The sequence below is a fragment of the Pseudomonas mosselii genome, from assembly GCF_019823065.1.
Taxonomy (GTDB): domain Bacteria; phylum Pseudomonadota; class Gammaproteobacteria; order Pseudomonadales; family Pseudomonadaceae; genus Aquipseudomonas; species Aquipseudomonas mosselii.
In genome coordinates, this window is record NZ_CP081966.1 from 1,609,931 (window position 1) to 1,631,475 (window position 21,545).

A 21,545-nucleotide genomic window follows, 5' to 3' on the forward strand; every position below is an offset into this window, starting at 1 on the left:
GTGGATGTGAGCAAACGAGCCTTTAACTTCTGCGCCGGCCCCGCCGCGCTTCCCGATGCTGTCCTGCAGCGTGCCCAGGCCGAGATGCTGGACTGGCGCGGCAAGGGCCTGTCGGTGATGGAAATGAGCCATCGCAGCGACGACTACGTGGCCATTGCCGAAAAGGCCGAGCAGGACCTGCGCGACCTGCTGTCCGTCCCCTCCAACTACAAGGTGCTGTTCCTGCAGGGCGGCGCCAGCCAGCAGTTCGCCGAGATTCCGCTGAACCTGCTGCCGGAGAATGGCACCGCCGACTACGTCGAGACCGGCATCTGGTCGAAGAAGGCCATCGAGGAAGCGCGTCGTTTCGGCAACGTCAACGTCGCCGCCAGCGCCAAGCCCTACGACTACCTGGCCATCCCAGGCCAGAACGAGTGGAAACTGACCAAGAACGCGGCATACGTTCACTATGCGTCCAACGAGACCATCGGCGGCCTGCAGTTCGACTGGGTGCCCGAGACCGGCGACGTCCCGCTGGTGGTCGACATGTCCTCCGACATCCTCTCGCGCCCGACTGACGTGTCGCAGTTCGGCCTGATCTACGCCGGCGCGCAGAAGAACATCGGCCCCAGCGGCCTGGTGGTGGTGATCGTCCGTGAAGACCTGCTGGGTCACGCCCGCAGCAGCTGCCCGACCATGCTCGACTACAAGATCGCGGCCGACAACGGCTCGATGTACAACACCCCGGCCACCTATTCCTGGTACCTCTCGGGCCTGGTGTTCGAGTGGCTCAAGGAGCAGGGTGGCGTCGAGGCCATGGAGCAGCGCAACCGCGCCAAGAAGGACCGCCTGTACGGCTTCATCGACGGCAGCGAGTTCTACACCAATCCGATCAGCCACAACGCCCGTTCGTGGATGAACGTGCCGTTCCGCCTGGCCGACGAGCGCCTGGACAAGGCCTTCCTGGCTGGCGCCGACGCCCGTGGCCTGCTGAACCTCAAGGGGCACCGTTCGGTGGGTGGCATGCGCGCCTCGATCTACAATGCCTTGGGCCTGGAGGCCGTCGAGGCGCTGGTGCAGTACATGGCTGAATTCGAGAAGGAGCACGGCTGATGTCCGACCAGGAACTCAAGGCCCTGCGCGTGCGCATCGACAGCCTCGACGAGAAGATCCTCGAGCTGATCAGCGAGCGTGCCCGTTGCGCCCAGGAAGTGGCCAAGGTCAAGACCGCGTCGCTGGCCGAAGGCGAGGCGCCGGTGTTCTATCGCCCCGAGCGTGAAGCCGCGGTGCTCAAGCGCGTCATGGAGCGCAACAAGGGGCCGCTGGACAACGAAGAGATGGCGCGGCTGTTCCGCGAGATCATGTCCTCCTGCCTGGCCCTGGAAGAGCCGCTAAAAGTCGCCTACCTCGGCCCGGAAGGCACCTTCACCCAGGCGGCCGCCATGAAGCACTTCGGTCACGCCGTGGTCAGTCGCCCGATGGCGGCCATCGACGAGGTGTTCCGCGAAGTGGCGGCCGGTGCCGTCAACTTTGGCGTGGTGCCGGTGGAAAACTCCACCGAAGGCGCGGTCAGCCATACGCTGGACAGCTTCCTCGAACACGACATGGTGATCTGCGGCGAGGTGGAGCTGCGTATCCACCACCACCTGCTGGTGGGCGAGAACACCAAGACCGACAGCATCACCCGCATCTACTCCCATGCCCAGTCGCTGGCTCAGTGCCGCAAGTGGCTGGACGCCCATTACCCGAACGTCGAGCGCGTGGCTGTCTCCAGCAACGCCGAGGCGGCCAAGCGGGTCAAGGGCGAGTGGAACTCGGCGGCGATCGCTGGCGACATGGCGGCCAACCTGTACGGGCTGACCCGCCTGGCCGAGAAGATCGAGGACCGCCCGGACAACTCCACGCGCTTCCTCATGATCGGCAGCCAGGAAGTACCGCCGACCGGCGACGACAAGACCTCGATCATCGTTTCCATGAGCAACAAGCCGGGCGCGCTGCATGAGCTGCTGGTGCCGTTCCACGAGAACGGCATCGACCTGACGCGCATCGAGACCCGTCCGTCGCGCAGCGGCAAGTGGACCTACGTGTTCTTCATCGACTTCGTCGGCCATCACCGCGATCCGCTGATCAAGGCGGTGCTGGAGCAGATCAGCCAGGAGGCTGTGGCGCTGAAGGTGCTGGGTTCGTATCCGAAGGCGGTGCTTTGATTTGAGATTGCCGGGGCCGCTTCGCGCCCCATCGCGACACAAGGCCGCTTCCACAGGTATTGTGCAGGCCTTGAAGCTGTACTGAGTCCTGTGGGAACGGCCTTGCGTCGCGATGGGCTGCAACGCAGCCCCAGTGGGTCTCGCAGATTGCCTAGATTTCTGAACAGGGTTCGTACTCGTGGTTGATGCTGTAACAAACAAATCCGCACCGATTGTCGGCCGCTTGGTCGTGGTCGGCCTCGGCCTGATCGGCGGCTCCTTCGCCAAGGGCTTGCGTGAAAGCGGCCTGTGCCGCGAGGTGGTCGGCGTCGACCTGGATGCCGAGTCGCGCAAGCAGGCCGTGGCGCTGGGCGTGGTCGACCGCTGCGAGGCGGACCTGGCCGTCGCTTGTGTCGGCGCCGATGTCATCCAGCTGGCGGTACCGATCCTGGCCATGGAGAAAGTCCTGGCCCGGCTGGCCCAGCTTGACCTGGGTGACGCGGTGATCACCGACGTGGGTAGTGCCAAGGGCAACGTCGTGCGTGCAGCGCGCGAAGCGTTCGCCGAGCGTCTGCCGCGCTTCGTGCCGGGGCACCCGATCGCCGGCTCCGAGCAAAGCGGCGTTGAGGCCTCCAATGCCGCGTTGTTCCGTCGCCACAAGGTGATTCTCACGCCGCTGGCGGACACCGACCCGCAGGCGCTGGCCGTGGTTGACCGCCTCTGGCGCGCGCTGGACGCCGATGTCGAGCACATGCCGGTGGAGCGCCATGACGAAGTCCTGGCCGCCACCAGCCACCTGCCGCACCTGCTGGCCTTCGGCCTGGTCGATTCGCTGGCCAAGCGCAATGAAAACCTGGAGATCTTCCGGTACGCTGCGGGGGGCTTTCGCGATTTCACGAGAATCGCTGGTAGCGACCCGATCATGTGGCACGACATCTTCCTCGCCAACCGCGAGGCGGTCCTGCGCACTCTCGATACATTTCGCAGCGACCTCGACGCCTTGCGCGACGCGGTCGATGCTGGGGACGGGCACCAACTGCTGGGTGTGTTCACCCGCGCCCGGGTTGCCCGCGAGCATTTCAGTAAAATCCTGGCCCGCCGGGCCTATGTGGACGCTATGAACGCCAACGATCTGATTTTCCTGGCCCAACCGGGTGGCCGCGTGTCCGGACGGATCCGCGTACCTGGCGACAAGTCGATTTCCCACCGCTCGATCATGCTCGGCTCGCTGGCCGAAGGCACCACCGAGGTGGAAGGTTTCCTCGAGGGCGAGGACGCCCTGGCCACCTTGCAGGCCTTCCGTGACATGGGCGTGGTCATCGAAGGTCCGCACCACGGACGCGTGACCATCCATGGCGTCGGCCTGCACGGCCTCAAGCCGCCACCCGGCCCGCTGTATGTCGGCAACTCCGGTACCTCGATGCGCCTGTTGTCCGGCCTGCTGGCGGCGCAACCGTTCGACACCACCATGACTGGCGACGCCTCGCTGTCCAAGCGCCCGATGAACCGCGTGGCCAATCCGTTGCGCGAAATGGGCGCTGTGGTCGAGACCGGCCCTGAAGGCCGTCCGCCGCTGACCATCCGTGGTGGTCATAAGCTCAAGGCGCTGAACTACACGCTGCCGATGGCCAGCGCCCAGGTCAAATCCTGCCTGCTGCTGGCCGGCCTGTACGCCGAGGGCACCACCACCGTCACCGAGCCTGCGCCCACCCGTGACCACACCGAGCGCATGCTGCGCGGCTTCGGCTACGCGGTCGAGTCGAACGGCCCGGTGGCCTCCCTGCAGTCTGGTGGCAAGCTCACCGCTACCCGCATCGAAGTACCGGCGGACATTTCCTCCTCGGCATTCTTCCTGGTGGCGGCCTCCATCGCTGAAGGTTCCGAGCTGGTCCTGGAGCACGTCGGTATCAACCCGACCCGCACCGGCGTGATCGACATCCTCCGCCTGATGGGTGGCGACATCACCCTTGAGAACCAGCGTGAAGTCGGCGGCGAGCCGGTGGCCGACCTGCGCGTGCGCGGCGCCAAGCTCAAGGGTATCGAGATTCCCGAGCACCTGGTGCCGCTGGCCATCGACGAGTTCCCGGTGCTGTTCGTCGCCGCTGCCTGCGCCGAAGGGCGCACGGTGCTGCGTGGCGCCGAAGAGCTGCGGGTCAAGGAGTCGGACCGCATCCAGGTGATGGCCGACGGCCTGATCGCCCTGGGCGTGAAGTGCGAGCCGACGCCGGACGGCATTATCATCGACGGCGGCCCGATCGGCGGCGGCGAAGTGCACGGCCACGGTGACCATCGCATCGCCATGGCCTTCAGCATCGCCTCGCTGCGCGCCAGCGCGCCGATCGTGATCCATGACTGTGCCAACGTCGCCACGTCGTTCCCCAACTTCCTGGCGCTGTGCAAGGAAGTCGGAATCCGCGTCGCCGAAGAGGGCAAGTCGTGAATTCGCAAGCACCGGTCATCACCATCGACGGGCCGAGCGGCTCGGGCAAGGGTACCGTGGCGGGCCTGCTGGCCCGCGAGCTGGGCTGGCGCCTGCTCGATTCCGGCGCCCTGTACCGCCTGCTGGCGTTCAATGCCAGCAATCATGGCGTCGACCTGACCAACGAAGAGCTGCTCAAGGCCCTGGCCGCCCATCTGGACGTGCAGTTCATCGCTGCCGAGCCGGGCAAATTGCAGCAGATCATTCTCGAGGGCGAGGATGTCAGTCATGTCATCCGTACCGAGACCGTCGGTGCCGGCGCATCGATGGTCGCCTCGCTGCCGGCGGTGCGCGAGGCGCTGCTGCAGCGCCAGCGCGCCTTCCGCGAGGCGCCGGGTTTGATTGCCGACGGTCGCGACATGGGCACCGTGGTGTTCCCTGACGCGCCGCTCAAGGTCTTCCTCACCGCCAGCGCCGAGGAGCGTGCCCGTCGCCGCTACCTGCAGTTGAAGGGCAAGGGTGAAGATGTTAGTCTGTCAAGTCTGCTAGATGAGATCCGTGCGCGCGATGAGCGTGACACCCAGCGCGCAGTGGCCCCGCTCAAGCCGGCGGCCGATGCCATTCAGCTGGATTCCACGGAGTTGTCCATCGAGCAGGTGCTGCAACGCATCAGAAGCGAGCTCGCCCTGCGCGACCTGGCCTGATGGAGAGGAGAGCGGGCAGGGGCACCAGTCAACGTCCTGCCAGTTCTTCTTTACTTAACGAAACCCACATTGTCTGGAAAGTGGCTATGGGCGTTTGTTTCGCCCGAATCTACAGGAATTAAAATGAGCGAAAGCTTTGCAGAACTCTTTGAAGAAAGCCTGAAAACCCTCAATCTTCAGCCGGGTGCCATCATCACCGGTATCGTTGTCGACATCGACGGCGACTGGGTTACCGTTCACGCTGGCCTGAAGTCCGAGGGCGTCATCCCGCTCGAGCAGTTCATCAACGAAGCTGGCGAGCTGACCATCAAGGTCGGTGACGAAGTTCACGTTGCGCTGGACGCGGTCGAAGACGGCTTTGGCGAAACCAAGCTGTCCCGTGAAAAAGCCAAGCGCGCCGAGTGCTGGATTGTTCTGGAAGCTGCTTTCGCTGCCGAAGAAGTGGTCAAGGGCGTTATCAACGGTAAGGTTAAAGGCGGCTTCACTGTCGACGTTAACGGCATCCGTGCGTTCCTGCCGGGCTCCCTGGTTGATGTCCGCCCAGTGCGCGACACCACCCACCTCGAAGGCAAAGAGCTGGAATTCAAGGTCATCAAGCTGGACCAGAAGCGCAACAACGTTGTCGTTTCTCGTCGCAGCGTCCTGGAAGCCGAAAACAGCGCCGAGCGCGAAGCTCTGCTGGAGTCGCTGCAGGAAGGCCAGCAGGTCAAAGGTATTGTCAAGAACCTCACCGACTACGGTGCGTTCGTTGACCTGGGTGGCGTCGATGGTCTGCTGCACATCACCGACATGGCCTGGAAGCGTATCAAGCACCCGTCGGAAATCGTCAACGTTGGTGACGAGATCGACGTCAAGGTCCTGAAGTACGATCGCGAGCGCAACCGCGTTTCGCTGGGTCTGAAGCAACTGGGCGAAGACCCATGGGTTGCTATCAAAGCCCGTTACCCAGAAAGCACCCGCGTCATGGCTCGCGTCACCAACCTGACCGACTATGGCTGCTTCGCTGAACTGGAAGAAGGCGTTGAAGGCCTGGTGCACGTCTCCGAAATGGACTGGACCAACAAGAACATCCACCCGTCGAAAGTCGTTCAGGTTGGCGACGAAGTGGAAGTCATGGTTCTGGACATCGACGAAGAGCGTCGTCGTATCTCCCTGGGTATCAAGCAGTGCAAATCGAACCCATGGGAAGACTTCTCCGGCCAGTTCAACAAGGGTGACAAGATCACCGGTACCATCAAGTCGATCACCGACTTCGGTATCTTCATCGGTCTGGACGGCGGCATCGACGGTCTGGTTCACCTGTCCGACATCTCCTGGAACGAAGCTGGCGAAGAAGCCGTGCGTCGCTTCAAGAAGGGCGACGAGCTGGAAACCGTCATCCTGTCGGTTGACCCAGAGCGCGAGCGCATCTCCCTGGGCATCAAGCAGCTGGAAGACGATCCGTTCTCCAACTTCGTTGCTGTCAACGACAAGGGCGCTATCGTTAAAGGTATCGTCAAGGAAGTTGACGCCAAGGGCGCTATCGTGACCCTGGCCGACGACATCGAAGCTACTCTGAAGGCTTCCGAAATCAGCCGTGACCGCGTTGAAGACGCCCGTAACGTGCTGAAGGAAGGCGAAGAGATCGAAGCCAAGATCATCAGCGTCGACCGCAAGTCCCGCGTTATCAGCCTGTCCATCAAGTCGAAGGACGACGCTGAAGAGCGCGAAGCCATCCAGAGCCTGAAAAACGCTCCGGAAGCGGCTGCCGATACCACCATGGCTGCGCTGCTGCGCGAAGCAATGGCCAAGCAGAACTGAGTTCTGTTTGATCGGTAAAAAGGCGACCCTTGGGTCGCCTTTTTTTGTGTCTGTGATTTGCCTGGCTGGCTCAAAGCAGTTTGTTCCTACAGGGTTTGTGGCTATTTCTGCGGGTGTGCGTGATGCGTGGGCGGTAGGCTTTCCCGCTTGCCCGCAAAGTCGCGTCTCAGTGCGCTTGGGTTCGTGCGGAGTGAGGATTGCCCGTGCTGCGTCTTATCTTGAATTTTTTTGTTTAGTCAAGAACCACACTGTTCAAATCCGCCGGGGCGTGCTACAAACTGATTAAGCAATGATCTAGCTGCTTGATAACGAAGGGAAAAATATGACGAAGTCGGAGCTGATCGAACGAATTGTCACCCATCAGGGGCTGCTCTCGTCCAAGGACGTCGAGCTGGCCATCAAGACCATGCTTGAGCAGATGTCGCAGTGCCTGGCGACCGGGGATCGCATCGAGATCCGTGGCTTTGGCAGCTTTTCCCTGCACTACCGCGCACCGCGGGTAGGGCGCAATCCCAAGACCGGCCAGTCGGTCAGCCTCGAAGGCAAGTACGTGCCGCACTTCAAGCCCGGCAAGGAGCTGCGAGATCGGGTTAATGAAGAAGAGCACGAGCCCCATTGAGTGAAGGAGCAGTCTGATGCGTAACCTCAAGCGCGCCCTGGCGGCGCTGTTCGTGCTGCTGCTGGCGGCTGTGGTGTTGTTCTTCGTGCTGGAAAATCAGCAGGCGGTTTCATTGGTGATGTTCGGCTGGACTGCTCCGCCTTTGCCTGTCGCTGTATTGGTGTTGGTGGCGCTGGTTGTCGGGCTGGCAATCGGGCCTCTGCTGGGGGCGTACGGCATGGCGCGTGGCAAGCGCAGGATTCGGGCCTCGATCCGACAAGCAGTCTCAACCAAAGGTTAGTGCATCTGCGGTGACGACGCGGTGTGGGTTGGTCTATTGCTCGATCTCGATTGATCGTTGCTCACGGCGGCTATTTGATTGGCGCTGATCTGCATGTTCCGATATGTATTCGGATGGTGTGGTGGTCGGCATTACGAAGTTGCTCGTTTCACGCCTGGTCCATTTTCTGAATGTTGGCGATAGCCTTTGCGACTCTGTTACTCGATAGATGTTTCAATGTTGCCGTTGCTTGTTCGTGGTCTGGGTGGTCGCGCGCTGTGTGCTAGTTTCCTAGCTATTAGATGAGTAGTTGCCTAACGATATTTCGTGATTCCCGGCGTCCGTTTTTCGGGATTCGACTCTCAGGCGTTCTGTAGATTTTTGGCGGCTATCAACAAGACTTGTCGCGCTCACTCATTCTTTCATGTGTCTCTCTGCTCGCCTGTTTGCGGGGGTTGGAGGTGCTATGATGTTATTCTGATGGCTGCAGGGGTTCGGTCTGTTGGGCGTCCGGCGGTCCCTGGAGGCCTGCTCGGGGCTATGCTATCGGGGCTCGATCCATTACTATTCGTAAGATGTCAGAAACTGTGCCTGGGCTGGAGTCCGGGCGTGAGCGGCAAAAGTTAAAGCTGCATTATCGGAGCTATGCATGTTTGATCAGACCCAAGCCAGTATCGAGAGATTCAAAAGTAAGGAAGCCATCATTGGTATCGTGGGTCTGGGGTATGTTGGCCTGCCGCTGATGTTGCGTTATAACGCCATCGGCTATCGTGTGCTGGGTATTGATATCAATACCGTAAAAGTTGATATGCTCAATGCAGGCCAGAGTGATATCGAACATATTTCGCACGACAGCGTCGCCCAGGCGCGTGCCAGCGGTTTCGAAGCAACTGCCGACTTTACCCGTGTCAGCGAATGTGATGCGTTGATCCTGTGCGTTCCTACGCCGCTCAACAAATATCGCGAACCGGACCTGAGTTTCGTGATCGACACCACTAACGCAATCAAGCCGTACCTGCGTGCCGGTCAGGTCGTTTCGCTGGAAAGCACCACTTACCCAGGTACAACCGAGGAAGAACTGCTGCCTCGGGTACAGGAGGGTGGTCTGAAGGTGGGCGAGGATATCTTCCTCGTCTATTCCCCTGAACGCGAAGATCCGGGCAACCCCAACTTCGAGACCCGCACCATTCCGAAGGTCATTGGCGGGCACACGCCGAACTGCCTGCGCGTGGGCGTTGCATTGTACGAGCAGGCGATAGATCAGGTCGTACAGGTCAGTTCCACCAAGGCAGCCGAACTCACCAAGCTGCTGGAAAACATTCACCGCGCGGTCAACATCGGCCTGGTCAACGAAATGAAAATCGTTGCCGACCGCATGGGTATCGATATCTTCGAAGTGGTCGATGCCGCCGCCACCAAGCCATTCGGCTTTACCGCCTACTACCCGGGGCCTGGCCTGGGTGGTCACTGCATTCCAATCGATCCGTTCTACCTGACCTGGAAGGCTCGCGAATACGGTCTGCATACCCGCTTCATCGAGTTGTCGGGCGAGATCAACAAGGCCATGCCGGAGTACGTTGTCGGCAAGCTGGTGAACGGCCTCAACGAGCAAGGCAAGGCGCTCAAGGGCAGCCGTGTGCTGGTTCTGGGCATCGCCTACAAGAAGAACGTGGATGATATGCGTGAGTCGCCCTCGGTCGAGATCATGGAGCTGCTTGAGGACAAGGGCGCCGTGGTGGCCTACAGCGATCCGCATGTGCCCACTTTCCCGGAAATGCGCGAGCACCACTTCGATCTGTCCAGCGAGCCGCTGACCGCCGCCAACGTCGCCACCTTCGATGCGGTGGTACTGGCAACCGATCATGACAAGTTCGATTACGCCCTGGTCCAGGCCAATGCCCGACTGCTGGTCGACAGCCGCGGTAAGTACCGTACACCGGCGGCGAACATCATCAAGGCCTAATCCGATTGGAGACGCCCGGCGAATTGCCGGGCGTCTCCGCTCTGCTCAACCGTCTTCTCGAGATCTGCCATGAAACGTTTTGCCTTAGTCGGTGCCGCGGGCTACATCGCGCCGCGCCACATGCGCGCCATCAAAGATACCGGTAACGAACTGGTCAGTGCCTACGACATCAATGATTCGGTCGGTATCATCGACAGCCTGTCGCCACAGAGCGAGTTCTTCACCGAGTTCGAGCGCTTCTATGATCATGCCTGGCGCCTGAAACGCGATCCGGCGCAAGCGCTGGACATCGTCTCGATCTGCTCGCCCAACCATCTGCACCATCCGCACATCACCGCCGGGCTGCGCCTGGGTTGTGATGTGATCTGCGAAAAGCCGCTGGTGCCCAGTGCCGCGATGCTCGATGACCTGGCACTGACCGAGCGCGAAACCGGCAAGCGCCTGTGGAATATCCTGCAGCTTCGCCATCACAAGGCGATCATCGACCTCAAGCAGCAGGTGCAGGGCAGCGCTCAGCCGCACAAGCATGACGTCGAACTCACCTATATCACCAGCCGCGGCAAGTGGTACATGGAGAGCTGGAAGGGTGATCCGCGCAAATCCTTCGGTGTGGCCACCAATATCGGTGTGCATTTCTACGACATGCTGCACTTCATCTTCGGCAAGCTGCAGCGCAATGTCGTCCACTTCGCCAACGAGTCCAAGGCAGCCGGCTACCTGGAGTACGAAAACGCCCGTGTGCGTTGGTTCCTGTCCATCGACGCCAACGACCTGCCTGACTCGGTCAAGGGCAAGAAGCCAACCTATCGCTCGATCACCTGCGACGGTGCCGAGATCGAGTTCTCCGAAGGCTTCACCGACCTGCATACCGTCAGCTACCAGGCCATTCTCGACGGCAAGGGCTACGGTATCGAGGACGCCCGTCATTGCGTGGAAACCGTCGAGACCATTCGCACCATGGCTCCAGTGGTTGCGAGCAATGGCGAAGGTCATCCCATCCTGGCACGGCTGTTGGGTTGAATCATGAGCTACTTCCAGCATTCAAGCGCCATCGTCGACGAGGGCGCCCAGATCGGTGACGGGTCGCGTGTCTGGCATTTCGTTCATGTCTGCGGCGGTGCGCGCATCGGTGCGGGCGTGTCGCTCGGACAGAACGTGTTCGTTGGCAACAAGGTCGTGATTGGTGATCATTGCAAGGTCCAGAACAACGTGTCGGTCTATGACAACGTGACTCTGGAGGAGGGGGTGTTCTGCGGCCCCAGCATGGTGTTCACCAATGTCTACAACCCGCGTTCGCTGGTCGAGCGCAAGGATGAGTACCGCGATACGCGGGTCAAGCGCGGCGCGACGCTGGGTGCCAACTGCACCATCGTCTGTGGTGTCACCATCGGCGAATTTGCCTTTGTCGGTGCCGGCGCTGTTATCAACAAGGACGTGCCCGCTTATGCCCTGATGGTTGGCGTGCCTGCGCGCCAGATCGGCTGGATGAGCGAATTTGGCGAACAGCTGGAGTTGCCCCTGGAGGGCACCGGCCGCGCTGTGTGCATTCACACGGGGGCGTACTATGTCCTCAATGGCCGCACGTTGAGCAAGGAGAGCATTCAGTGATCGAGTTCATCGACCTTAAGACCCAGCAGTCGCTGCTTCGCGAGAAGATCGACGCAGGCATCTCACGCGTACTTGCGCACGGCCAGTACATCCTTGGCCCGGAAGTGGCGGAACTTGAAGATAAGCTGGCCGCGTTCGTTGGCGCGAAACACTGCATCAGTGTCGCCAACGGTACCGACGCGCTGCAGATTGCGCAGATGGCGTTGGGGATCGGCCCGGGCGATGAGGTAATCACGCCCGGCTTCACCTACATCGCGACTGCCGAAACGGTCGCACTGCTGGGGGCCAAGCCGGTGTACGTGGATGTCGATCCGCGCACGTACAACTTGGACCCGCAGTTGCTCGAGGCGGCGATAACGCCGCGCACCAAGGCCATCATTCCGGTGTCGCTGTACGGCCAGTGCGCGGACTTCGACGCGATCAACGCGATTGCCGCCCGGCACGGTATTCCTGTGATCGAGGATGCGGCGCAGAGTTTTGGCGCAACCTACAAAGGAAAGCGCTCCTGCAACCTGACCACGATTTCCTGCACCAGTTTCTTCCCGAGCAAGCCGCTGGGTTGCTACGGCGATGGTGGGGCGATCTTCACCAATGATGACGAGCTGGCGGTTGTGCTGCGGCAGATTGCCCGGCATGGTCAGGATCGACGCTATCACCACATCCGGGTCGGGGTGAACAGCCGGTTGGATACGTTGCAGGCGGCGATTCTGCTGCCCAAGCTGGAGATCTTCGAGGAGGAGCTCAAGCAGCGTCAGCAAGTGGCGCAAAACTATGCGCGTCTGCTTGAGGGGGCCGGTATCGCTGCTCCGTATGTAGAGCAGCATAATGTCAGTGCTTGGGCTCAATATACCGTGCAAGTGGAGTCGCGAGATTCTGTGCAGCAGATTTTGAAGGCTGGGGGCGTGCCAACAGCCGTACATTATCCTATTCCGCTGAACAAGCAGCCAGCTGTGGCTGATGCAGGTGCTCAAGTGCCCGTTGGCGATGCAGTTGCTCAGCGCGTAATGAGCTTGCCCATGCACCCCTACCTGGCCATTGAGGATCAGCAGAACATCGTGGCAGTCTTGGCCGGCTGATTATGCAAGCTTTACACAAGGCGATTCGGCGAATTCTGCCTCAAAGTAACTTCGCCAAAAGCGTGATGACGCTAATGACGGGGACCGGGTTGGCGCAAGCGCTGCCGATTGCACTCTCGCCGATTCTTACCAGGCTGTACACGCCTCAGGAGTTCGGCGTTTTTGCTTTGTATGGCTCCATCTGCGCCATTCTCGCTGTATTGGTCACGGGTAAGTACGAGCTCGCGATCGTTGTTCCTCGACGGGATGGCGAGGCTATCAACCTTGCCGCAGTCACCATGCTTTCAAGTCTGGTGGTCAGTGTCATTTTACTGTGTATTCTTCTGGCTTGGAGTGAGCCAATAGTCAGTTTGCTGGGGCATCCTGAAGTCCGTTCATGGCTTTACTTGGTGCCTTTGGCAACCCTGATCCTTGGTTGCTATTACGCCTTGAATTTTTGGGCAAACCGTCGCTCCCGTTACAGAAGCATGGCGATCAGCCGGGTTGTGCAGAGTGGGGCCAGTAGTGCCATGCAATTGGCCGCCGGTGTGTCCAGGCTAGGCTTGCTCGGGTTGATAATGGGGCAGCTGCTCGGCCAGTTATTGTCAACGTTGTTCCTGGCCAAATCGCTCCCTCCCATCGAGCGCGGGATGTTTCGACGCGTCAGCTTAAAGCGCATGAAATGCGTCGCTCGCAGGCACATTGGTTACCCCAAATACATGGTGCCAGGTCAGGCCATGAGTGTTGGGGCGACAGAAATGCCGCTGTTGTTGTTGACCGTCTTTTTCGGGGCAGGTATCGCAGGCTTCTACTCGTTGGCCCAGCGCGTGATGGCTGCACCTTTGAGTCTGGTTGCCAACGCCATTGGTGATGTTTACCGCCAGAAGGCGGCGGATCAATATGCCAGTCAAGGTGAATGCCTCGATATTTTTCTCGGCTCACTAAAGCGACTTGTATTGTTTGCGTTTCTGCCAATGCTGCCGGTGCTAATGCTCGGGCCTTGGTTGTTTGCCTTCGTTTTTGGTGACGCTTGGCGGTCGGCTGGGGAAATTGCGTCGCTGCTTTCCGTTTTGGTGTTTTTCCAGACGCTGTCCTCGCCGCTAAGTAGTACCGTACTGCTCCCCGGGTGGTTGCATCTGGACTCGCTCTGGCAGTTCGCAAGGCTGGTAGCCGCTGGACTGGTGTTTTATGTGTGCGATCGCTTGGGTGTTGGCTACATGGTCGCGATCACTACGCATGTTTGCGCCTTTTCGCTGTTGTATCTGGTTCACTCGTATTTTCAGTATAAAGCTGCAAAAGGCCGGCGGTAGGTCAATTATTTTGAAGGAAGACTATGCGAATTAGTTATGGGTGGCGGCTGTGGGGGCTGATAATCGCTGTTGCCAGCATGGCCTTCGCTGTGGCGAAATTTGTCGATTTTGATCACGAGGCAGATGCCCCTGCATCTGTTTGGCTGCAGCGTGTCGGGGCGCAGGATAAGGTCGATTTTTCCAGTCTACTGGTTCCGTTGCCGAATGCAGGTGCTGGCAAGGTCGGTGTCAAGATTTTTGAAGAAAATGACTGGCAGGTGTACCGTCTGTACCCAAGCGGGCAGTTGGAGGTGTTCAGGCGCGAGGCAGGGGAGTATAAGCGTTTAAATATTTCCAATGGGTGGCGCCGAGACACCTTTCCTATGCTGGTCATGTCGGTGCCTGGGCGATTGTTCCTGGTCGGGTACGATGTGGTGCGCAATGTGCCTTCTGGGCGAAGCCTCTCGGTCACCCAGCCTGGTTTCGATGTGTATGAAATTCAACCGGGCACCCAGGGAGAGCCCCGTGCGATTGCTACTGGTGTTGATCTTGGAGGAGGGCTCGACTCCATCGTCTACGGCCGTATCCGGAACTCTACTATAACGCTCTGCGCTGAGCGTAGTTGTGCAGACATCGGCAGTGGCGGAGCGGTTAGCGCCTGGTCCCTGGATGCACTGGCCGGACACGAATTCGTTGAGGTTGCATTCGACGCGGACTCCGCATACGGGCTTGTACGCAAAACCTGGGATGACCGCATCGACGGTAAAATCACCGAGGATCATGCAGAGTTCTTTCTTGCGAAGCTGACTTCGACTGGTGCAGTTGTCGAGCCTCTATCGGGGGGCGGAGTTCCCTATGCGCTGGTGGTCAATAAAGGCAGTCCCTCTTGGGAGAACGCGAACAGCGTAGAAGGTTTGCAGGCGTTGCTGCGTTACGAGCTTTCACGTATGCGAAACGGAGGGTTGATTGATTTTGGCGATAACAATCAAGAGGGTCGTATCGCCTGGAATCAGGTTTATTACTTGAGTGGTCTGATTTCGGTGGCGCAGGGCGGGTTGGGGTTCTCCAGTCCGGAGTTGGAGGATTATGCTCGTCGAAGGGTCAGTGCGGAAGTCGATCTGATTGCGCGGCTTGCAGATATTGACCTGCCGGGTTACAGGGTGAAGCGCTACTCGTTGGATAGAGAACCGCTGATGTTTGCCTTGCATCTCGGGCGGGTTGCTGATCTTTTGGCGCGAGCAGATAGTCAGAAGATGGGAGCGCCATCGGTACAGCGAGCCTTGGCAAAAATTAAATCAGAGTTGCTGACATTTGAGCACACGGTTGAACACCCTGTTGACTGCCGCTTGCCGGGCTTAAGTGCTTGTAAGACGCTAGGTTATCGTCAGGGTTACCCTTTCTGGGCGGATGGCGTCAATGTCCCCTTCAATTATGTTTCAGGTTACGCCAGTGGCCTGTTGGCTGTTACTGATGATGAGAGTAGTGTTGATTTCGTCAGGACATTGATGCAGCCATTACAAGAACTGGAAAGATTCTCTGAGTCTCCGCGGGTGTGGCGTTATTGGGGGTTTGAGGGGCAGTCCGGGTGGGGCTATTCGAATGGCGGGTCTGTGAATACACCAGACTGGGCGGGGAATAGCGCGGGCTTGGATGTTGCCCACATTACTTATAGAAGCATGGATGCAATGGCATTATTAAGGCTCGCGCAGAAGCGTCAGTCTGCTATTGAAAAGGGCAAAGTTGATCATTTGAAAGACCTCGTCTCTCAAGGGATGCTTCTGCCTTCTGTGAATGAGGCTTTCTATCAGATGGGGTCGCCGGCGGTTCTTGAACCGATGGTCTCCAGGCGCTTTTCAAGAAGTACGCAGGCGTGGCAGATTCAGGCTCAGGTCTGGGCATTGTCCGACATGGCATTGAGTTTTAGGCATGCAGCACGTTGAGCGCTCACTGAATGCAGATGGACGTGTGGTCGGCGTCGGTTGCCCAAAATTCGTGGTGCCTGGGCAGTTGATGAGCGCAGGCGTTAACGAACTGCAGCTGCTGCTTACAGTATTTTATGGCTCGGTTTTCGCGGGCCTTTACTCGCTTGCCCAGTGGACAACGATTGCGCTAATGGGTCTGTTTGCCAATGCCATTGGTGATGTCTATGGGCGGGAGGCCGCCGAGCAGTATGCGGGGAAAGGTGAGTGTATAGATATATTCATCGCTTCTTTCCGGCAACTGCTTGTGTTTGCATTCCTGCCAATGATAGCTGTTTTCATGCTTGGTCCTTCCATTTTTGGCTTTGTGTTCGGAGAGGATTGGCGTGGGGCAGGTGCAATTGCATCGGTCTTGGTGTTCTTTATGTTGCATTATTTCATTCGGTTTCAGGCAGCAAAGGGATCGCATGTTGTTTGAGTCAGGGAGGAGGTGGTTGTGCTGAGGCAGCAGTCCGGTTGGTGTGTCGCTGAAGTGAGGGGGTATTCCCCGTCGCTTACGCGATATTTTTGCACTTTGCCATTTTGGCGATGATGTTAGGATGGGGGCGTTGCTGGCACGTTAGGTTTTGTGTGGTCGGCGCTGAGATAAAAATATGAATTCTGGCGGCTGATTCTAAGGAGAGGTGCCGGTGGTAGGGGTTATGGAAACTGCTGACTACACAATAATGCTCACTCAATTGAATGTCATGAAGCCGGTGTTCTCCGGTTTCTGGGCCTTCAATGTGGTGTGCACCTTGTTTGTTCTGACTACCTGTGCGTTCAGATTTTCGAAGAACAAGTACATCCTTGCGCGGTTGTCGTTTTGCTTTGCTTTGTTCGTTTGCGTATTTTACCAGGTGCCTCTGGTGATTTTTTCCGTGCAGTTGGACATGGCCCTCGCTGAACCCTGGGCGTATGCATTGGTCGTCAATGGCGGTGCAGTGGCGCTTGTGGCGTGGGGGGGGTGAGCAGTCGCTTCGACTTCAAGGCCGAAGGCTCCGAGTTCCCTATGGCAGTGAACGGGGTTTACTTATTCACGGCGCTCGCTGGTGCCGCCTTGGTGTCTGTTTATTTGTGGAGGGTGTCGTGGGAGTGCAGTGGGCTTTACGCACTGCTTTACGATCCTTGGATGACGTTGTTGGCTCGTGAGTTTAGTGTAAAACTTATTGGTACATCTATCTCAACCTATGCTTTGGGTGCATACGTAAACACTGTAGCGCCCATGCTAGCGTTGCTTTCCATCTGGTTGATCAAGGCTTCTGTTCCGCATCATCCACTTCGCGCGATAATCGCTATTTTCATAGGATTCCTGGCGATCTTGGCAGTGCTCATCAGCGGCACCAAAGGACTCTTGGTTTCTTCGATGCTGATGCTGTTGGCAGGGGCATTCTTCTGGTGCAGGACCTGGATCTCTCGCCTGCTGATGGGCGGCTTTGCGGTGGCGTTCGTAATGGCCTCGCTTGTCACATTCGAGGTGCTGAAGGAACGCGAATCGGTGGTGGGGGGGCGTTATGACTTCGCAGCCTGTTCAGTCAAGGCCGGCACATGCCAGAAGAGCAAGGAGCTCATAGACTCCCTTGGCCTTAGGGATTATTCGTTGGGATTGCCTTCCAAATATATCACCCCTATCAGTACGCGTCTCGAATGCCTTTGTGGAAGCAAGGGGGGGGAGGAGCAATGCTCACAGGGTGTATTGTTGTGTATGCGCTCCATAGACCCCATCTTCAACTGACCTCTCCGTATCCCGGATGCTGGGCTCCCTATTTTCCCGTGGAGTTCCGTCATGATGCGTCCCGACGCCAAAGTGCAGAAGGTCTATCTCTACCCAAAGCCCGTCGACTTCCGCAAATCCATCAACGGACTGGCCGCGCTGGTCGAGCTGGACATCAAGGTGGAGGTGTTCAACCCGGTGCTGTTCGTGTTCCTCAATCGCACGCGCAGCCAGGTCAAGATTCTCTACTGGGAGCGCAATGGCTTCTGCCTGTGGCTCAAGCGACTGGAAGCCGAGCGTTTCAAGACCAAACCCGATGCGGGTGACGAAGCCATCGAACTGACGGTCGACGAACTGAACTGGCTGCTCGACGGCATCGACCTGTGGCGCAACCGTCCGCACCAGATACTGACGCCGCGCTTCGTAACCTGAGCCGGTATAATCCACGGCCATGATCGCCGTGCCCGAATCTCTTCCTGACGACCCAATCCTGCTGAAGCATTTACTGCTGCTGGCCAGTGAACAGGCGGCGGCGAAAGATGCTCGCATAGAACAACTTCAAGAACAGGTCGCCTTGCTGCGCCACAAGCTGTTCTCGCCCAAGTCCGAGCGCAGCTCTGAAGACGCCGACTCACCGCAGTTGGCCATGTTCAACGAGGTCGAAGAGCTGATCGAAGCGCCGGCCGCCGAGCCAGTCGAAGCCGAAGCCGAAGCCGAAGCCGAAGAAGTCGTTGCGCCGGTCAAGCGCCGTGGCAAACGCAAGCCGCTGCCGGCCAACCTGCCGCGCGTGGAAGTCATCCATGAGCTACCCGAGCATGAGCGCGCCTGCGCCTGTGGTGCCTGCAAGCAGGTGATCGGCGAGGAGACCAGCGAGCAGCTGGAGATCATCCCGATGCAGGTGCGGGTCATCCGCCACATCCGCAAGACCTATGCCTGCAAGGCCTGTGAAACCGCGCCGGTCACCGCCGATAAACCGGCACAACTGATCGAGAAGAGCCTGGCCAGCCCCAGCGTGCTGGCGATGCTGCTGACCACCAAGTACGCCGACGGCATTCCGCTGTACCGCTTCGAAAAGATGCTCAGCCGCCACGGCGTCGACATCCCACGGCAGACCCTGGCGCGTTGGGTGATCCAAAGTGGCGAGCAACTGCAACCGTTGCTCAACCTGATGCGCGACAAACTGTTCGAATACCCCGTGCTGCACTGCGACGAAACGCGCTTACAGGTGCTGCATGAACCGGGGCGCGACCCCTCGGCACAATCCTGGATGTGGGTGCAAAGCGGTGGGCCGCCGGACAAGCCGGTGATCCTTTTCGACTACACAGCCAGCCGCGCGCAGGAGGTGCCGCTACGCCTGCTCGATGGCTACCGCGGCTACCTGATGACCGACGACTACGCCGGCTACAACGCCGTGGCTGCACGCGACGGCATCGAACGCCTGGGCTGCTGGGCGCATGCGCGACGCAAGTTCGTCGAAGCCCAAAAGGTGCAGCCCAAGGGCAAGACTGGGCGTGCCGACGTGGCGCTGAGCCTGATCAACAAGCTCTACGGCATCGAGCGTGACCTGAAGGACGCTGACCATAGCGAACGCCTCGACGTCCGCCAGCAACGCAGCCAGCCCCTGATCGACCAACTCAAGGCCTGGCTGGACAAAACCCAACCGCAGGTCGCTGGGCAGACGGCCCTGGGCAAGGCGGTAAACTACTTGGCCAGAAACTGGAGCAGGCTGGTGCGCTACATCGAAGGCGGGCATCTACCGATCGACAACAACCGCGCCGAGAACGCCATCCGTCCCTTCGTCATCGGCCGCAAGAACTGGCTGTTCAGCGACACGCCGAAAGGCGCTACCGCCAGCGCGCAGATCTACAGCCTGATCGAAACTGCCAAAGCCAACGGGCAAGAGCCTTACGCCTGGTTGCGCCACATCCTTGAACGCCTGCCAGCGGCGAGCCGCGTCGAGGATTACGAAGCGCTGCTGCCGTGGAACTGCTCGCCAGCTTCTGCCTCTGCTTCCTGAAAAAAACCGTCCGCCAGGACGGGGTTCATGGAGCGGTTACATTGTTGTCACCTAGCCAGAGCGTTGCTGGATCCTCCGGTCAGGGTGTAACAGACACGTCAGATCAGGATGTAAAAGTCACGTCAGATCAGGATGTAAAAGTTACGTCAGATCAGGATGTGATAATCGCCCCTGTTCAGAGCATAGCCACTGTGCCCGCTCAAAGTGTCGTGACCGTGCCAGAGTATATGCAAAAACAACAGGAGCCAGTCGTTCAGGTGCAGGAGGTGGCTGCGTCGCAAAACAGGAGTTTGATTTTCCTGCAGGCAATCTTCAACCGGATGCTGGTGATTCCATTCCAGGTTTCTGTATGGAACTTCATGTATGCCGAAAGCGAAGACGTGGACGGGTTCAAGACCTTACCGTTTGCCAGGCGCGTACTGGGAGAGTCGGTAAACATACCTGAGTTGGTCTATCAGAAATTTGGCTCTGTCTATGCAGAAGGTGATAAAACCAGTACCAGTACGGCACCGACGAGTTTTTTCCTTGTCTATCCAGCGTTCCTGGGGGTGATGGGGATGGCAATCGCACTGCTGGCGATTATTGTGCTAGACCTCATTCTTGCCAGATTGGCATCCTCCATGGGGAGCGGCCTGATTCCAATCCTGGTCGGTGTTGTACTGATAATGTGTGTGAATTTCATGTCGTCAGACTATATCACCGTACTGATGTCTCATGGTGGGATCGCGGGTCTCCTCATGTTGTCGTTCTACACCCTACTGCTCAAGAAAAATAGCCGATGAAAACTCTTCATTTAACTCACACAGATATTGAGTCTGATTCGAGAATACTCAAGGAAATGGGTGCGCTGGCTGCTGCTGGCTATGCCGTCAGTGGGTTGGGAGTCGCGCTCGATGAAGGCGCTCAAAAGACCGCTATTTCCTTTCCCGCAGATATCGTCGCGCTCAACCTGGGGGCGCGGAAGCTGACATCTGTGCCGAGGACCTTGCGGCACGTCATTACGCTGCTTGAGCTGGTGTTTAAAATGCTGCCTCGGGCAGTGCGCAAGCGTCCAGACGTCATCCACTGTCACGATATACTTGTCCTGCCGCTGGGGTGCATTGTGAAATGGCTTGTCGGTGGAACACTGGTTTATGACGCCCATGAGTTGGAGTCCAACCGAAATGGGCTGACCAAACTGCAAGGTACGTTGACATTGCGCATGGAGAAGCTGCTATGGCGCTTCGTTGACGCCTTGATCGTGGTCAGCCCTTCAATCGATCGCTGGTACCAGGAAACCCTTGGCCCAAAGCCGTCTGCGGTCATCCTCAACTCGCCGCTTTTCAGCGGGGAACAAGCTCATGATGAGGATTACCTGCGCAAGAAATTCTCAATCCCTGACGAAAGCAAGATTTTCATCTATGTCGGAATTCTGGGGCATGGTCGTGGCATTGACCTGCTCACGGAAGCCTTCAAGGATCCGCAGGTGTCTTCGCATGTCGTTTTCCTAGGCTATGGCGAGTTGAGCGATGAGCTCAAACGCTTGGCGGCGCAGCACTCTAATATGCATGTACACGATGCTGTACCGCATTCGCAGGTCGTGCCGATCGCGCAGTCAGCGGATTTCGGATTGTGCCTGGTTCAGGATGTTTCCCTCAGCGATTACTATTGCCTTCCCAACAAACTCTTCGAATACTGCTTTGCTGGCGTGCCTGTGTTGGCCTCGGATTTTCCTGACATTCGCACTGTGCTTGCCACGTACGGATTGGGTGAATGCTGTAAACTGCAGGCCAATGAAATACGGGACGCTATCCTGAGGCTCCAGCGTTCGCAGGTGGCGTTCCAGTTTTCCGACCTGACGCCTCTGAGCTGGCAAGCCCAGGAGCAGAAGCTGGTGGTGCTTTACCAGCAAAGCCTTTCAAATCGAAATCACTGATTTTTCTGGTGGGCACGCAATCCATGCATGGCCGCCTTGAGATCGTTGCGGCGTGTGTAAGGG

Annotated in this window: 20 protein-coding genes; all 20 read left to right on the top strand. The window is 58.6% G+C overall.

What is annotated here, in order from left to right:
- The first annotated feature begins 6 nt into the window (after window positions 1-6).
- The 20 genes from serC (at window position 7) to K5H97_RS07315 (ending at window position 21,482) form a co-directional block, all read left to right on the top strand.
- Window positions 7-1,092 carry a 3-phosphoserine/phosphohydroxythreonine transaminase gene (gene serC / locus K5H97_RS07220; protein ID WP_028690826.1) on the top strand — a complete coding sequence of 362 codons (1,086 nt, stop codon included), beginning with the start codon at window positions 7-9 and terminating at the stop codon, window positions 1,090-1,092.
- Entirely contained in the window at window positions 1,092-2,186 is a 1,095-nt protein-coding gene (gene pheA / locus K5H97_RS07225; RefSeq protein ID WP_028690825.1) for a prephenate dehydratase, read from the top strand. The genes serC and pheA overlap by 1 nt, the downstream gene beginning before the upstream one ends.
- A gap of 211 nt (window positions 2,187-2,397) precedes the next feature.
- On the top strand, window positions 2,398-4,605 hold the full coding sequence (locus K5H97_RS07230; protein ID WP_028690824.1) for a bifunctional prephenate dehydrogenase/3-phosphoshikimate 1-carboxyvinyltransferase: 2,208 nt from the start codon (window positions 2,398-2,400) through the stop codon (window positions 4,603-4,605).
- Entirely contained in the window at window positions 4,602-5,288 is a 687-nt protein-coding gene (cmk, locus tag K5H97_RS07235) for a (d)CMP kinase (protein WP_028690823.1), read from the top strand. Before K5H97_RS07230 ends, cmk begins: the two co-directional genes overlap by 4 nt.
- Before the next feature lie 123 nt (window positions 5,289-5,411).
- Entirely contained in the window at window positions 5,412-7,088 is a 1,677-nt protein-coding gene (rpsA, locus tag K5H97_RS07240; protein ID WP_028690822.1) for a 30S ribosomal protein S1, read from the top strand.
- A gap of 322 nt (window positions 7,089-7,410) precedes the next feature.
- Entirely contained in the window at window positions 7,411-7,707 is a 297-nt protein-coding gene (gene ihfB, locus K5H97_RS07245) for an integration host factor subunit beta (RefSeq protein ID WP_028690821.1), read from the top strand.
- 16 nt (window positions 7,708-7,723) lie between these two features.
- Window positions 7,724-7,987 (top strand): lipopolysaccharide assembly protein LapA domain-containing protein, encoded by a 264-nt coding sequence (locus tag K5H97_RS07250; protein WP_028690820.1) that lies wholly within the window; start codon window positions 7,724-7,726, stop codon window positions 7,985-7,987.
- Between the two features lie 628 nt (window positions 7,988-8,615).
- Window positions 8,616-9,929, top strand: a complete 1,314-nt coding sequence (gene wbpA, locus K5H97_RS07255) for a UDP-N-acetyl-D-glucosamine 6-dehydrogenase (protein ID WP_028690819.1) — start codon at window positions 8,616-8,618, stop codon at window positions 9,927-9,929.
- Window positions 9,930-9,998: 69 nt separating this feature from the next.
- On the top strand, window positions 9,999-10,949 hold the full coding sequence (locus K5H97_RS07260; protein ID WP_028690818.1) for a Gfo/Idh/MocA family protein: 951 nt from the start codon (window positions 9,999-10,001) through the stop codon (window positions 10,947-10,949).
- Between the two features lie 3 nt (window positions 10,950-10,952).
- Window positions 10,953-11,537, top strand: coding sequence for a UDP-2-acetamido-3-amino-2,3-dideoxy-D-glucuronate N-acetyltransferase (gene wbpD / locus K5H97_RS07265; RefSeq protein ID WP_028690817.1), 585 nt, complete (start codon window positions 10,953-10,955; stop codon window positions 11,535-11,537).
- Entirely contained in the window at window positions 11,534-12,613 is a 1,080-nt protein-coding gene (locus K5H97_RS07270) for a DegT/DnrJ/EryC1/StrS family aminotransferase (RefSeq protein WP_028690816.1), read from the top strand. The genes wbpD and K5H97_RS07270 overlap by 4 nt, the downstream gene beginning before the upstream one ends.
- 2 nt (window positions 12,614-12,615) lie before the next feature.
- Entirely contained in the window at window positions 12,616-13,902 is a 1,287-nt protein-coding gene (locus K5H97_RS07275; protein WP_028690815.1) for a lipopolysaccharide biosynthesis protein, read from the top strand.
- Window positions 13,903-13,925: 23 nt separating this feature from the next.
- Entirely contained in the window at window positions 13,926-15,821 is a 1,896-nt protein-coding gene (locus K5H97_RS07280; RefSeq protein WP_028690814.1) for a hypothetical protein, read from the top strand.
- Window positions 15,808-16,278, top strand: a complete 471-nt coding sequence (locus tag K5H97_RS07285) for a polysaccharide biosynthesis protein (protein ID WP_028690813.1) — start codon at window positions 15,808-15,810, stop codon at window positions 16,276-16,278. The genes K5H97_RS07280 and K5H97_RS07285 overlap by 14 nt, the downstream gene beginning before the upstream one ends.
- A 223-nt stretch (window positions 16,279-16,501) precedes the next feature.
- Window positions 16,502-16,807, top strand: coding sequence for a hypothetical protein (locus K5H97_RS07290; protein WP_028690812.1), 306 nt, complete (start codon window positions 16,502-16,504; stop codon window positions 16,805-16,807).
- Complete coding sequence (locus K5H97_RS07295) at window positions 16,804-17,571, top strand: hypothetical protein (RefSeq protein WP_155952686.1); 768 nt, start codon at window positions 16,804-16,806, stop codon at window positions 17,569-17,571. The genes K5H97_RS07290 and K5H97_RS07295 overlap by 4 nt, the downstream gene beginning before the upstream one ends.
- Before the next feature lie 51 nt (window positions 17,572-17,622).
- Window positions 17,623-17,982: an IS66 family insertion sequence element accessory protein TnpB gene (gene tnpB / locus K5H97_RS07300; RefSeq protein ID WP_003460146.1), complete on the top strand. Its 360-nt coding sequence runs from the start codon at window positions 17,623-17,625 to the stop codon at window positions 17,980-17,982.
- 19 nt (window positions 17,983-18,001) lie between these two features.
- Window positions 18,002-19,567 carry an IS66 family transposase gene (tnpC, locus tag K5H97_RS07305; RefSeq protein WP_028692322.1) on the top strand — a complete coding sequence of 522 codons (1,566 nt, stop codon included), beginning with the start codon at window positions 18,002-18,004 and terminating at the stop codon, window positions 19,565-19,567.
- Window positions 19,531-20,349 carry a hypothetical protein gene (locus K5H97_RS07310; protein ID WP_155952718.1) on the top strand — a complete coding sequence of 273 codons (819 nt, stop codon included), beginning with the start codon at window positions 19,531-19,533 and terminating at the stop codon, window positions 20,347-20,349. Before tnpC ends, K5H97_RS07310 begins: the two co-directional genes overlap by 37 nt.
- Complete coding sequence (locus K5H97_RS07315; RefSeq protein ID WP_028692283.1) at window positions 20,346-21,482, top strand: glycosyltransferase; 1,137 nt, start codon at window positions 20,346-20,348, stop codon at window positions 21,480-21,482. The genes K5H97_RS07310 and K5H97_RS07315 overlap by 4 nt, the downstream gene beginning before the upstream one ends.
- The last annotated feature ends 63 nt before the right edge of the window (window positions 21,483-21,545 follow it).